General features: G+C 65.0%; 10 protein-coding genes. 3 read left to right on the top strand and 7 right to left on the bottom strand.

Annotated features, from left to right (window positions below; all coding sequences use genetic code 11):
- Window positions 1-11 precede the first annotated feature (11 nt).
- The 5 genes from ABE459_RS14740 to ABE459_RS14720 form a co-directional block, all read right to left on the bottom strand.
- Window positions 12-3,578 (bottom strand): transporter substrate-binding domain-containing protein, encoded by a 3,567-nt coding sequence (locus ABE459_RS14740; protein WP_323828551.1) that lies wholly within the window; start codon window positions 3,576-3,578, stop codon window positions 12-14.
- Between the two features lie 46 nt (window positions 3,579-3,624).
- Window positions 3,625-4,251, bottom strand: coding sequence for a response regulator transcription factor (locus ABE459_RS14735; RefSeq protein WP_125465111.1), 627 nt, complete (start codon window positions 4,249-4,251; stop codon window positions 3,625-3,627).
- Between the two features lie 227 nt (window positions 4,252-4,478).
- Window positions 4,479-6,143 carry a cation acetate symporter gene (locus ABE459_RS14730; RefSeq protein ID WP_125465112.1) on the bottom strand — a complete coding sequence of 555 codons (1,665 nt, stop codon included), beginning with the start codon at window positions 6,141-6,143 and terminating at the stop codon, window positions 4,479-4,481.
- Complete coding sequence (locus ABE459_RS14725; RefSeq protein WP_323828553.1) at window positions 6,140-6,451, bottom strand: DUF485 domain-containing protein; 312 nt, start codon at window positions 6,449-6,451, stop codon at window positions 6,140-6,142. Before ABE459_RS14725 ends, ABE459_RS14730 begins: the two co-directional genes overlap by 4 nt.
- Window positions 6,452-6,689: 238 nt before the next feature.
- Window positions 6,690-7,550, bottom strand: coding sequence for a glycine betaine ABC transporter substrate-binding protein (locus ABE459_RS14720; protein ID WP_125465113.1), 861 nt, complete (start codon window positions 7,548-7,550; stop codon window positions 6,690-6,692).
- Window positions 7,551-7,849: 299 nt separating this feature from the next.
- Here ABE459_RS14720 and ABE459_RS14715 point away from each other — a divergent pair, with 299 nt between their 5' ends.
- The gene (locus ABE459_RS14715; RefSeq protein WP_323830185.1) at window positions 7,850-9,397 is read left to right on the top strand and encodes a beta (1-6) glucans synthase; all 1,548 of its coding nucleotides are present in this window, start codon (window positions 7,850-7,852) and stop codon (window positions 9,395-9,397) included.
- A gap of 170 nt (window positions 9,398-9,567) precedes the next feature.
- On the opposite strand, the gene moaB is transcribed toward ABE459_RS14715, so the two are convergent.
- Complete coding sequence (moaB, locus tag ABE459_RS14710) at window positions 9,568-10,107, bottom strand: molybdenum cofactor biosynthesis protein B (RefSeq protein WP_125859625.1); 540 nt, start codon at window positions 10,105-10,107, stop codon at window positions 9,568-9,570.
- A gap of 182 nt (window positions 10,108-10,289) precedes the next feature.
- Between moaB and ABE459_RS14705 the strand changes: the two genes are divergently transcribed.
- Window positions 10,290-11,177 (top strand): LysR family transcriptional regulator, encoded by an 888-nt coding sequence (locus ABE459_RS14705; RefSeq protein ID WP_258704914.1) that lies wholly within the window; start codon window positions 10,290-10,292, stop codon window positions 11,175-11,177.
- On the opposite strand, the gene ABE459_RS14700 is transcribed toward ABE459_RS14705, so the two are convergent.
- Window positions 11,165-11,944 carry an AraC family transcriptional regulator gene (locus ABE459_RS14700; RefSeq protein WP_125465117.1) on the bottom strand — a complete coding sequence of 260 codons (780 nt, stop codon included), beginning with the start codon at window positions 11,942-11,944 and terminating at the stop codon, window positions 11,165-11,167. The two genes, ABE459_RS14705 and ABE459_RS14700, sit on opposite strands and share 13 nt — an antisense overlap.
- 314 nt (window positions 11,945-12,258) lie before the next feature.
- Between ABE459_RS14700 and ABE459_RS14695 the strand changes: the two genes are divergently transcribed.
- Window positions 12,259-13,875, top strand: coding sequence for an APC family permease (locus tag ABE459_RS14695; RefSeq protein WP_323830186.1), 1,617 nt, complete (start codon window positions 12,259-12,261; stop codon window positions 13,873-13,875).
- Window positions 13,876-13,943 lie beyond the last annotated feature (68 nt).

Below are 13,943 nucleotides of genomic sequence, written 5' to 3'. Positions count from 1 at the left end.
CCTCTCGCTGCTCAATCCTGGCCGACGTGCCTGTCACGCGCGGCGCTGTTCTGTGTGCTGTAGCGCTGCAACACCCGTTCGAGCTCACTCAGCGCCTGGCAAACGGCCTCCAGTTGCCCGGGCGGGAGCGTGCCACCGGCGCAACTGCGCTCGACCTGCTCGCAGGCTTCGATCACCTTGCGGGCGCGAATGATCCGCGCCCCACCCTTGATCCGGTGAGCCAGCGCAGCAAGTGCCCCCAGATCCTCGTCTTCACCATGGCCGAGCAGTTGGCCAAGGTCTTTGCGGTTGCTGGCCAGCAGGTCATTGAGCAGCGCGTCCAGCGCCTGCTGGTCCCCCCCGGTCAGGCGCTCCAGGCTGCTCAGGTCGAAGCCGTCGTCCACCGCGAAGGGCGCGTCGTCACTCACCCGCGGCATGCCCGCCAGAGCCAAGGCCAGGGCCTTGAGCCCCAACGGTTTGAAATGGCAGGCATCCATGCCGGCCCGCTCGCAGCGCTGACGCTCGCCCACCAGCGCATTGGCAGTCAGCCCCAGCACCCGGCAGGCCCGGCGCCCCTGTCGACGCTCGTGCAGGCGAATCGCCCGGGCCAGGGTGTAGCCATCGAGCACGGGCATGTTGCAGTCGCTGATCACCACATCGAAATTGCCCTGCAACCATGCACGCAAGCCTTGGGCACCATCTTCGGCAACGCTGGCGCGATGGCCCAGGTAGCCCAGCTGGTTGACCAGCAACAGGCGATTGGCCGGATAGTCATCGACCACCAGTACGCGCAAGCTCTCACTCTTCGCCAGCAGGGCGTCGGGCGCCTCCTGCGCCGCCATCGTTTCGCGGGCGTCGACTCGCTCGAGCCGCAGTGCCAGATCGATCCGCGTGCCCACGCCCAGGGTGCTGCGCAGGTGCATGTGCCCGCCCATCAACTCGCACAAGGTACGGCTGATCGACAAGCCCAGGCCCGCCCCGCGCCGTGCCGACTGACGGTTGTTGCTGGCCTGCCAGAAAAGCCCGCCAAGCCGTGACAGCTCCGCCTCGGGAATGCCGATACCGGTGTCCTCCACGGTCAGCTCGACCGCCACCGCACGCGCCTGCACGGTGCTGCGCAGGCTTACCCGGACGCTGCCACGGTGGGTGAACTTGATCGCGTTGCTCAGCAGGTTGGCGAGGATCTGCTTGAAGCGCAGCGGGTCGAGCAGCACCTCCGCGTCCGCCGGCCCCTCCAGTTCCAGCAGCAGCTGCAACCCTTTGCTGCGGGCCTGCTGCTCGAACAACTGCACCGCCTCGGCCACATGCTGTTGCAGACACCCCGGCTGCGGTGCCAGTTGCAGATGGCCAGTTTCGATGCGGGTAACGTCGAGGATGTCGCCGATCAGCCCGAGCAGGCTGCGCGCCGCGTCCGAGGCGACTTCGATCGACAAGCGGTCGAGCACGCCCTGCTCGGCCTTGCGCAAAGCCAGCTCGAGCATGCCCAGCACGGCATTGAGCGGTGTGCGTATCTCGTGGCTCATGGTGGCAAGGAAGTGAGTCTTGGCCTGGTTGGCACTGTCGGCATCGTCCTTGGCCGCCTGCAACTGCGCCTGCAGGTGCTGGCGTTCGGTGACATCGATCCAGCCGGCGATCACCCCTGCCTGGCCATCGCGCAGACCGCGGTAAGGCAGCATCCAGTGTGACAGGGTCCGTTGCACGCCTTCGCCCAGGCTGACCTGCAGGTCTTCGACATGCACCTGGCCGCTGGCCAGCACCTCGCGCCAGGCGCCCTGCCAGGCCAAGGCCTCGCTCTGGCCCAAAGGCTGACCGATGACCGCCGCCTGACTGACCTGCAAGGCCTGCAGGTAGCTGTTGTTGCAGGTCAGCAGGCGGCCGTGCTGGTCGCAGACATAGATCGGATGCGGTGTGCCATCGATCATCACGCGCATGAACGCCAACTGGTCGGCCAGTTCTCGCTCGGCCTGCTCGCGCACCCGCACCAGCCGGCGCAGGTAGCGGACCCAGGCCAGTGCCAGCAGCAGCGACAGGGCGACCGCGGCAAAACCTTGCAGCACCGCCAACCGATAGCGCTGCCAGAAACTGTCGGCAACGATCACCTCGCTGCGCCAACGGCGGGCCAAGGCGTCCATTTCCTGGGGTGACAGGCTGAGCAGCGCCTTGTTGAGGATCGCCTGCAGTTCCAGCGCCCCCCGTGGGCTGGCGAACGCGAAATAGGCCGGCTCCAGGGTTAGGCTGGCACTGATCTTCAGGCGTGTCGGCGCCAGCCGCTCGGTCAACGCCCGGGCACCGATCATGGGCACCAGCGCAGCATCGGCGCGGCCGCTGGCCACGCGCCAGACCGCATCCACCGGCCCGTCGGACTCGACCAGGTGGATGTCCGGATAGTGCTGGCGCAGATACGCCTTGGGATAGCCGCTGCGGGTCACGGCCAGGCGCAGCCCGGTCAGTTGCTCCAGGGTGGATGCCGCCGTGCCGCTGTCGGCAGTGACCAACACCCGCGCCGAACTGGCAAAGCTGCGGCTGAACGTCAGGTGCTGCTCACGTTCATTGCTGGGCGTGACGCCGGCGATCAGGTCGGCCTCGCCCCTGGCGGTACGCTCGATCATGCGCTCCAGGGTCCCGCCGGCCACCAGGTCGAAGGTCAGGCCGGTGCGCCGGCCTATGCGTTGCAACACATCCACCGCCAGCCCGCGCAGACGCCCCTCGCCGTCGCGGTAGCTGATGGGTGGGTATTGATCGTTGAGCAGCACCCGCAACGGCCCCTGGCCCTGTACCCAACTCAGCTCCTTGTCACTCAGTTGCAGCGGACCGCGCTCAACCAGCCCCTGCCCGCCCCAGCGACGACGGATGCGCGCATGCTCCTGCGGCTCGATGCTGGCCAGCACCGAATCGACCAGGCCGTGCAACGGCGTGTCGTGCGGATGCATGGCAAACCCCAGCGGCTGGCTTTCCAGGTCGGGACTGTCGAAGGCTTCCAGCGGCCCGACCAGCCCTTTGCCGATCAGGTACTGACTTTCCAGTGCACCACCCAGGTAAAGGTCGGCCTGGCCAAAGGCCAAGGCACCCAGCGCTGCACGGGTGGAGGGGAATACCTGGACCTGCGCCTGAGGATATCGAGCCAGTATGCTGTCGAGCCTGCGGTAACCTTCGCGCATGGCCACGCGCAAAGGCACATCGGCCGCTGGTTCATCCTCTCGCAGCACCACCACCGGCAGGTCTTGCGCATAGGCATGCGACAACCACAGACCGGCATCGCTGGCCTGCCGGGCAGTGACACTGGCCAGCAGGTCCACTTCACGCGCCCGCAACGCCTCGATGGCGGCATTGAGCGAGGCATACACATGGATTTGCACGGGTAGCTGCAGTTGCCCGGCCAGCAACCCGGCATAGTCGGCGCTGATCCCTTCGTAGTCGCGACCGGTACCGAGGACGTCCAACGGCGGGTTGTCCGGCCTCACCACTGCCAGCCTGAGCTGCTGTCGCTCCCACAGCCAGCGCAACTGCGCTTCATCCGGGGTCAGCCGGGGGCCAGAGAAGGTCGAGCGGCCGTGCAACTGCGGCAGTTGATCGGCAGGCAGAAGAGGTGCGTAACACAACAACACAGCCAGCAGCCCCCTGTGTATCAGCCCCACGCGATGACCACTAGATCAGCAGGTTGCGACGGGCAACGTCGGCCAGTTCTATCACCGAACCGACCCGTAGCTTGTCCAGCAGCCTGGACTTGTAGGTGCTGATGGTCTTGTTGCTGAGCAGCATGGTTTCGCCGATGGCCTTGTTGCTCAGGCCCCGCGACAGGTGCTGGAGAATGATCACTTCCCGGTCGCTGAGGCCGGAAAGGCGCTGCGCTTCGCTGGCATGGATGTCCTGGCGGTTTACCGAGCTCAGCGACACCTCGGGGAAATAGCTGTAGCCCGAGCGCAGGGCCAGCACCGCCTTGCTCAGTTCGCAGAGGTCATCGGACTTCGACACGAAGCCGGCAGCCCCGGCCTTCATGCAGCGCAACGAGAAGCACTCGGCCAACTGCGAGGTGAGCACCAGGATCTTCGGTGGCTGTGGCAGCGCCCGCAACCGCGCCATGACCTGCAGCCCATCCAGGCCAGGCATGATGATGTCGAGGATGACCAGGTCAGGGGTGTGCTCGCGGGCCAGCTGCACGGCATCGACTCCGTTGTCGGCCTGGCCGATGATGTCCAGGCGCTCCTGACGCAACTGCAGGCACACACTGGCGCGGATAAAAGGGTGATCGTCCACCACGAGGGCTTTTTGCATGGCGTTGTCCTCTTCGTTGAGCGGTTTCTTGGCTCGCAGTACGAGTAGACGCGCGAGGCGGCCATTGCGGGCCTTGGGGCACATTGTTCACCCTGCCCCAGGCCCCCGAATGCACGATACGTCCTAAATAAAACAAGAATTTTCCCAAGATCGAGTCGACCTTCCCTGCTTATCACCGCACAAAAAAAACGCCCCGCAAGCGGGGCGTTTTTCACACCAGGGTTGGATCAGTGCGAAACCGCACCACTGGCCCCCAGGCCGGTCTGCGAGCGGACGAACTGCGGGTAGAACAGCGCGCGTTCGTCTTCGGCAGCCTTGGACTTGTCGGTGACCGAGAAGAACCAGATACCGACAAAGGCGATCAGCATCGAGAACAGCGCCGGATACTCGTAGGGGTAGATGGCTTTCTCGTGGCCGAGGATCTGTACCCAGATGGTCGGGCCGAGGATCATCAGGCCCACCGCGCTGATCAGCCCCAGCCAGCCGCCGATCATGGCGCCGCGGGTGGTCAGCTTCTTCCAGTACATCGAGAGCAGCAGCACCGGGAAGTTGCAGCTGGCGGCAATGGAGAACGCCAGGCCGACCATGAAGGCGATGTTCTGCTTCTCGAACAGAATCCCCAGGCCGATCGCCAGCACGCCCAGGGCGATGGTGGTGATCTTCGATACGCGGATCTCGTCCTTGTCGTTGGCCTTGCCCTTGCGCCAGACGCTGGCGTACAGGTCATGGGACACCGCCGAGGCACCGGCCAGGGTCAGGCCGGCAACCACCGCCAGGATGGTGGCGAAGGCCACGGCCGAGATGAAGCCGAGGAAGATGCTGCCACCCACGGCATCGGCCAGGTGCACCGCCGCCATGTTGTTGCCACCCAGCAGGGCGCCGGCGGCGTCCTTGAAGTCCGGGTTGGTGCTGACCAGCAGGATTGCGCCGAAGCCGATGATGAAGGTCAGGATGTAGAAGTAACCGATGAAGCCGGTGGCGTAGAGCACGCTCTTGCGGGCTTCCTTGGCGTCACTGACGGTGAAGAAGCGCATCAGGATGTGCGGCAGGCCGGCGGTACCGAACATCAGCGCCAGGCCCAGCGAGAACGCCGAGATCGGGTCTTTGACCAGGCCGCCCGGGCTCATGATCGCCTCGCCCTTGGCGTGCACCTTGACGGCCTCGGAGAACAGGGTGTTGAAGTCGAAGCCCACGTGCTTCATCACCATCAGCGCCATGAAGCTGGCACCGGACAGCAGCAGCACGGCCTTGATGATCTGTACCCAGGTGGTGGCGAGCATGCCGCCAAACAGCACGTACAGGCACATCAGCACGCCGACCAGGATCACCGCAACATGGTAGTCAAGGCCGAACAGCAGCTCGATCAGCTTGCCGGCACCGACCATCTGCGCGATCAGGTAGAACGCCACCACCACCAGCGAGCCGGAGGCCGACAGGGTGCGGATTTCCTTCTGCCCGAGGCGATAGGAGGCGACGTCGGCGAAGGTGTACTTGCCCAGGTTGCGCAGGCGTTCGGCGATTAGGAACAGGATGATCGGCCAGCCGACCAAAAAGCCGATGGAGTAGATCAGGCCGTCGTAGCCCGAAGTGAACACCAGGGCGGAAATACCCAGGAACGAGGCTGCCGACATGTAGTCGCCGGCAATCGCCAGGCCGTTCTGGAAGCCGGTGATCTTGCCGCCGGCGGCATAGTAGTCGGCGGCAGAGTTGTTGCGCTTGGAGGCCCAGTAGGTGATGCCCAGGGTAAAGGCGACGAAGGCCACGAACATGGCGATCGCGGCAACGTTCAGCGGTTGCTTCTGCACCTCGCCGGTCAGGGCATCGGCTGCCCACACGGCGGGTGCGAAAGCGCCGCAGGCCAGGACGGCCAGGGCTTTGGCATGACGGATCATTGCTTGGCCTCCTCGAGGATTGCCTTGTTCAACTCGTCGAACTCGCCGTTGGCGCGACGCACGTAGATGGCGGTAAGCACGAACGCCGAAAGGATCAGGCCGACGCCCAGGGGGATGCCCCAGGTGATCGACGAGCCGGGGCTGAGCTTGGCACCAAGCAGGTGCGGGCCGTAGGCGATTAGGAGGATGAAGGCGCAGTAGAGGCCGAGCATGACTGCCGAGAGGATCCAGGCGAAACGCTCGCGCTTGGTAACCAGTTCCTTGAAGCGCGGACTGTTCTGTATCGATTGGTAAATGCTGTCGTTCATTGTTTTTGTCCTAGCAGCACAGATGTAGGGAGAACCCGACTCCACTTTATGCTGCCGCTGGACGCCAACCAGACGACCTTAGTCTTAGATGCAAGGGTGTTTTACAGATTTGGTAACAACCCTTGGGGCCGCTGCGCGACCCAATCGCTGGCAAGCCAGCTCCCACAAGGGCTGAGATACCCTGTGGGAGCTGGCTTGCCAGCGATTGGGCTGCACAGCAGCCCCCGGAGTGCGCCGCTTACTTACCGGTCCACTCCTTGACCCGCTCCGGATGCTTGGCCACCCAGTCCTTGGCCGCCGCTTCCGGCTTGGCGCCTTCCTGGATCGCCAGCATCACTTCACCGATCTCATCCTTGGACTGCCACTGGAACTTCTTCAGGAACTCGGCCACTTCCGGGGCCTTGGTGGCCAATTCCTTGCTGCCGATGCTGTTGACCGTTTCGGCGGCGCCATACACACCTTTCGGATCTTCAAGGAACTTGAGCTTCCACTTTGCGAACATCCAGTGCGGCACCCAGCCGGTGACGGCGATGGATTGCTGCTTGGCATAGGAGCGGCCAAGCTCGGCGGTCATCGCCGCGCCGGAGCTGGCGGTCAGTTTGTAGCCGGTCAGGTCGTAGTCCTTGATGGCCTGTTCGGTCTTGAGCATGACCCCGGAGCCTGCGTCGATGCCGACGATCTTCTGCTTGAAGCTCTGGTCGGTCTTGAGGTCTTCGATGCTGTTGGCCTTGACGTACTCGGGGACGATCAGGCCGATCTTGGCGTCCTTGAAGTTGGGGCCGAAGTCGACCACGTTGTCCTTGTTCTTGGCCCAGTACTCGCCATGGGTGACCGGCAGCCAGGCCGACAGCATGGCGTCGAGTTTGCCGGTGGCCACGCCCTGCCACATGATGCCGGTGGCCACGGCCTGCAGTTTCACGTCGTAGCCGAGCTTCTGCCTGATCACTTCGGCGGCCACGTTGGTGGTCGCCACGCTATCGGACCAACCATCCACGTAACCGATGCTGACTTCCTTGGCCATGGCTTGCGCAGTGCTCATGGCCAGTACCACAGCAGTGCCCACGCCCAGGAAACGTCGCATTCTTGTAAAAGTCGCCATCAAAGCATCCCCTCGTCAGGTCTTGGAGATTGCATCATCAACCTGACACAACAGGCGACCTGCTCTGTCAGCGACCTTTAGCGAACGATCAGCGACAGCACTGTGCCATTAGCGCCAGCAGCCCGCGCCGAACTGCGCGATCCTTGCATGCCAAACGCTTGGCGCCGGGCTAATATCACAGGTTCGCCCGCACCGGGCCCATCGCCGGCAAGCCGGCTCCCACAGGGTTCATGCGATTTTCTGTGGGAGCCGGCTTGCCGGCGATGGGCCGCGCAGCGGCCCTGCTCACGAACCCGACGATGGACCGCCCGATGTTCCGCACGACCTACCTGCTCGCCTGCCTGCTCGCCGTCCTCGGCCTGGGCGCCCTCTGGTACGGCCTCGGCAAGCCGGTGCAGCTGCCAGACGCCGCCAGCCCCACCCACAAGTTGCAGTGCGCCTCCTACACGCCATTCGACAAGGACCAGTCGCCGTTCGACCAGCCGTTTCGCCTGCGCCCGGCGCGCATGGACGCCGACCTGGCCTTGCTGGCCGAGCGTTTCCAGTGCATCCGCACTTACTCGATGACCGGCCTTGAGGCCATCCCGGCACTGGCCCGCAAGCACGGCCTGAAGGTAATGCTGGGGGCCTGGGTCAACGCCAACCCGGTGGACACCGACAAGGAAATCGACCTGCTGATCGCCGCCGCCAACGCCAACCCCGACGTGGTCAGCGCAGTGATCGTCGGCAACGAGGCGCTGCTGCGCAAGGAAGTCACCGGCGAGCGCCTGGCCGAGTTGATCAACAAGGTGAAAAGCCAGGTCAAGGTGCCGGTGACCTACGCCGATGTCTGGGAGTTCTGGCTGCAGCACCCGCAGATTGCCCCTGCCGTGGACTTCCTCACCATCCACCTGCTGCCCTACTGGGAGGATGACCCGCGTGGCATCGATGCGGCCCTGGCGCATGTCGCCGACGTGCGCCAGGTGTTCGGCAACCGCTTTGCACCCAAGGACATCCTGATCGGCGAAACCGGCTGGCCAAGCGAGGGCCGCCAGCGCGAGACGGCGGTGCCGAGCCGGGTCAACGAAGCGCGTTTCATCCGTGGTTTCGTCGCCCTGGCCGAGGCCAATGGCTGGCACTACAACCTGATCGAAGCCTTCGACCAACCGTGGAAGCGCGCCAGTGAAGGCGCGGTGGGCGGCTACTGGGGGCTGTACGACGCCGACCGCCAGGACAAGGGCGTGCTCGAAGGGCCGGTGAGCAACCTGGCGCTGTGGCCACAGTGGCTGCTGGCCTCGCTGCTGTTGTTGCTGGCGACCCTGGCCCTGGCCGGGCGCCCGGCGAACGCCCGCGCCGCCTTGCTGCTGCCGCTGGTGGCGGCGCTGGGCGCCGGCAGCCTGGGGCTGTGGGGCGAGCTGATGCGCACCAATGCACGGTTTGCCGGCGAGTGGCTGTGGGCCGTGCTGCTGGCCGGGCTCAACCTGCTGGTGCTGGCCCAGACGGCCTTGGCCCTGGCCCGCCACGATGGCTGGCGGCAGCAGTTGTTCGCCTGGCTTGAAGGGCATGCTGGCAAGTGGCTGCTGGCTGCAGGGTTCGCGGCGGCGGTGAGCATGCTGGCGATGGTGTTCGACCCGCGCTATCGCAGCTTCCCCAGCGCGGCATTGCTGCTGCCGGCGGTGGTTTACCTGCTGCGACCCGTGCGCGCGCCTCGGGCGGAGGTGGCATTGCTGGCGTTCATCGTTGGCGCGGGCGTGGCGCCGCAGTTGTACCAGGAGGGTTTGGCGAACCGACAAGCATGGGGTTGGGCGTTGGTCAGCGTGCTGATGGTCGGGGCGTTGTGGCGCAGTTTGCGTTTGCGCAAGGCCTGAAGATGCCAGTCAGTTAAGCCAATTGGGGTCGCTGCGCGACCCTTCGCGGGTAAACCCGCTCCCACAGGGCCCGCGCAAGTTTCAAGGGCAGTACCTGTCCTGTGGGAGCGGGTTTACCCGCGAAGGGGCGCAAAGCGGCCCCAGCAATCTCAATTAAACAGCCTTACTCATCAACCGCGGCTTTCGCACTGCCCGATCGGCTTCAAATGCGCAACAAAGTTGCACGGCCGGTGCCGAGCATCCAGCTGCTCGGCCAGGATCCCCTCCCACGCCGTCCGGCACGCCCCGGTCGAGCCCGGCAGGCAGCACACCAGAGTGCGGTTGGCCAGCCCGGCCAGCGCCCGGCTCTGCACGGTCGAAGTGCCGATATCGAGGATCGACAGCGCGCGGAACAACTCGCCAAAACCATCGATGCGCTTGTCCAGCAGGCACTCGACCGCTTCGGGTGTACTGTCGCGGCCGGTAAAGCCCGTGCCGCCGGTGATCAGCACCACCTGCACCTGCTCATCGGCAATCCAGGTGGCGACCTGGGCGCGGATCTTGTACAGGTCGTCCTTGAGCAGCTCCCGTGCGATCAGCCGATGGCCGACCTCCACCGCGCGGCTGGCCAGCAGCTCGCCGGAGGTGTCGTTGGCGTAGCTGCGGGTATCGCTGACAGTCAGTACGGCGATGTTCAGTGGCACGAACACCGCATCCGGTTTGACACTCATCAAGTTCTGCTCCGTGATTGGCCTTGCGGCCACGTTAGAGGCAAGCCTCGGACCGCGTCCAATCGATAGGGCGAACCAACCGATCAAGCGCCTCTATCAAGCGGTCACCATTAAAGATTGGCCAGCCCACGCGGAGTTGGTTAAGGTCGCCGAACCCGCCACCCCGCTCGCCAGGCCGCACCATGGACATCAAGCAGCTCAAGTTCCTCATCGCCCTCGACCAGACCCGTCACTTCGGCCAGGCCGCAGCGCTGTGCCATATCACCCAGCCGACCCTGTCGATGCGCCTGCGCAACCTGGAAGACGAGCTGGACCTGGTGCTGGTCAAGCGCGGCCAGCGCTTCGAGGGTTTCACCGAGGCCGGCGAGCGCATCCTGGCCTGGGCCCGCACCCTGCTGGCCGCCCACGACGGCCTGCAGGCCGAGGCCGCCAGCTGCCGTGGCCAGGTGGTCGGCAGCCTGCGCCTGGGCACCGTGCCGCTGGCCAGCTTCAACCCCATGCAACTGCTGCTGCCGCTGCGGGAGAAATACCCCGAGCTGAGCTTCCAGCTGTCGTCGCTGAGCTCCGAGCAGATCATCGACGGCCTGTCGCGCAACCAGCTGGACTTAGGGATCTGCTACCTCGACCAGGTCAATGCCAGCTTCTTCGAAGTGATCGAGCTGAGCACCACCACCATGGGCCTGCTGCACGACACCCGGCACTTTCAGTTCGACGCCGACACCCTGCGCTGGGACGAACTCGGCGAGATTCCGCTTGGCCTGCTGAGCAAGGGCATGCATTACCGCCAGTCACTTGACCTGAGTTTGCGCAGCCGTGGCCTTGAACCCAACTCCGTGCTGGAAAGCGACTCGACCTTCCAGCTGATCCAGGCCATTAATGCGGGCGTGTGCTGCGCGATCATGCCGCTGGATTGCGGCCTGGAAGAGCTGAGCACGCACTTGCGGATCATCCCGGTAGCCGACGCCAGCATCCACAGCCCGGTGGGCCTGTTGCTGCGCCGTAGCGCGCCGCGTTCAGCCATTGCCGAACAGTGTTTCGATGAAGCCAAGGCGCTGTTTCAACCCTCCTGAGCCGTCGCCTGGCGATACTGCCTCGGGGTAAACCCGGTCAGTTGCCGGAACTGGCGGCTGAACGCGCTGTGGTCGGTGTAGCCGCAGCGCAGGGCGACCTCGGTGATCGGCAGGTCCGAATGCAGCAACTGATGGGCGTGCTCCAGGCGGGCTTTATGAATCATCTGCCGAGGCGTCAGGTGGAACACCCGTTTGCAGTAGCGCTCCAGCTGCGCCACTGAAATCCCGGCGATACGGGTCAACTCGCCCATGCTGATCGGCTGGTGAAAATGCGCGCGGATATGCGCGTCCACCGCAGCCAGGCGCTGATAGGCGGGGTGGGTGTCGGCGGCGGATTGCAGATCCACGGAAATACCCACCAGGCCGATGATCCTGCCGGCGGGATCGTAGAGCGGGCGCTTGTGGGTCAGGCACCAGCCCGGTTCGCGGCTGCCGTACAGGTGCAGTTCCAGCTGGTCCTCCAGCACCAACCCTTGCTCCAGCACACGGCGGTCCTGTTCGGTGTAACCGGGGCCGAGCCGGGCCGGGAACACTTCGGCGCTGGTCTTGCCCAGCAGGGGTTGCAGTTGCTTGAGGCCGCAGCGCTGCACCAGGGTGCGGTTGGCCAGCACGTAACGGGCCTGCTCGTCCTTGATGAAGATCGCCGCGTTGGCGATGACGTCGAGCATCGGCAGCAGCCAGACCACCCCGGTGAGCAGCGCCTCCAAGGACTCGGGGCGGTGCTGGTCGAGCTGCTGGTAGAGGGTTGCGAGAGGTTGCTGGGGCATCAGTATCTTCGCTCTTGATTGTTGGCCTCTCGCGGGGCAAGCCCGCCATCTGAAGGGCTTGCGCTCCTACAGGAAATCCGCGTCATCCCGGCACAGCCATTTGCAGCCTATCCAGCCACATCGCCCTTCACCAGCGCTTTCGCGAACTGTGCCGATTTCGTCATCCCCCTTGCCGAAAACCATCAAGAACCCCCGCCTCAATCGGTCCACTCTATGCCCCACGCAAGCCGCCCCATGACCTACAAGAACGCGGCCCGCAAAGCCGCATCGTGACATCAGACCTGCCTATCCAAAACCTACAAAAAGGCGACCCCATGTCAGGCAAATTCAAGAAACAGCTGTCATTGCTGGACCTCACCTTCATCGGCCTCGGCGCCATCTTCGGCTCCGGCTGGCTGTTCGCCGCCAGCCACGTGTCGGCCATCGCCGGCCCGGCCGGGATCCTCTCCTGGTTCCTCGGCGGTTTCGCCGTACTGCTGCTGGGCATCGTCTACTGCGAGCTCGGCGCTGCGCTGCCGCGCGCCGGTGGCGTGGTGCGCTACCCGGTGTATTCCCACGGCCCGTTGCTGGGCTACCTGATGGGCTTCATTACCTTGATTGCCTTCTCCAGCCTGATCGCCATCGAAGTGGTTGCCTCGCGCCAATACGCCGCGGCCTGGTTCCCCAGCCTGACCAAGGCCGGTTCCAGCGACCCGACCGTGCTCGGCTGGCTGGTGCAGTTCGCCCTGCTCGGGCTGTTCTTCGCGCTCAACTACCGCAGCGTGAAGACCTTCGCCAAGGCCAACAATCTGGTCAGCGTGTTCAAGTTCATCGTGCCGTTGCTGGTCATCGGCGTGCTGTTCACCTTCTTCAAACCGGAAAACTTCGAGGTGCAGGGCTTTGCCCCGTTCGGCATGTCCGGCGTGGAAATGGCCGTGTCGGCCGGCGGCATCATCTTTGCCTACCTGGGCCTTACCCCGATCATCTCGGTGGCCAGCGAAGTGAAGAACCCGCAGCGCACCATCCCCATCGCGCTGATCCTCTCGGTCCTGCTGTCCACCGCGATCTACGCCCTGCTGCAACTGGCCTTCCTCGGCAGCGTGCCGACCGAAATGCTGGCCAATGGCTGGGCCGGGGTGACCAAGGAACTGGCCCTGCCCTACCGTGACATCGCCCTGGCCCTGGGCGTCGGCTGGCTGGCCTACCTGGTGGTGGCCGACGCGGTGGTTTCGCCCAGCGGCTGCGGCAACATCTACATGAACGCCACCCCGCGGGTGATCTATGGCTGGGCGCAGACCGGCACCTTCTTCAAGTACTTCACCCGCATCGACGAGCAGTCCGGCATCCCGCGCCCGGCACTGTGGCTGACCTTCGCCCTGTCGGTGTTCTGGACCCTGCCGTTCCCGTCCTGGGAGGCGCTGATCAACGTGGTCTCGGCCGCCCTGGTGCTGAGCTACGCGGTGGCGCCGGTGACCGTCGCCGCCCTGCGCCGCACGGCCCCGGATATGCCGCGCCCGTTCCGGGTCAAGGGCATGGGAGTACTCGGCCCGCTGTCGTTCATCATCGCCGCGCTGATCGTCTACTGGTCGGGCTGGAACACCGTGTCGTGGCTGCTGGCCCTGCAGATCGTGATGTTCGTGCTGTACCTGCTGTGCCGCCGCTTCGTGCCCACCGAGCACCTTTCCATTGGCCAGCAAGTGCGCTCGTCGGCCTGGCTGATCGGCTTCTACGCCGTGACCATCCTGCTGTCGTGGCTGGGCAGCTTTGGCGGGCTGGGGGTGATCGGGCATCCGTTCGACACGGCGGTCGTGGCTGCAGCAGCGCTGGGTATCTATTACTGGGGCGCGGCGACCGGCGTGCCGGCGCAGCTGGTGCGGCTGGATGGGGACGACGAGAGCGAGGCCAGCCATGAGCCCCTGGTCGGTCACCGTCCGGCTGCACTGGCTCCGTGAAGGCTGCTGGCCCTATCGCCGGCAAGCCCGCGCCCCCCCATTAAACACGGTCACAGAGGGGGAGCGCG

Source organism: Pseudomonas sp. TWI923 (assembly GCF_039673365.1).
GTDB classification, from domain to species: domain Bacteria; phylum Pseudomonadota; class Gammaproteobacteria; order Pseudomonadales; family Pseudomonadaceae; genus Aquipseudomonas; species Aquipseudomonas sichuanensis.
Note: the sequence above shows the minus strand (reverse complement) of the source record. Positions and strands in the feature narration are given on the sequence as shown.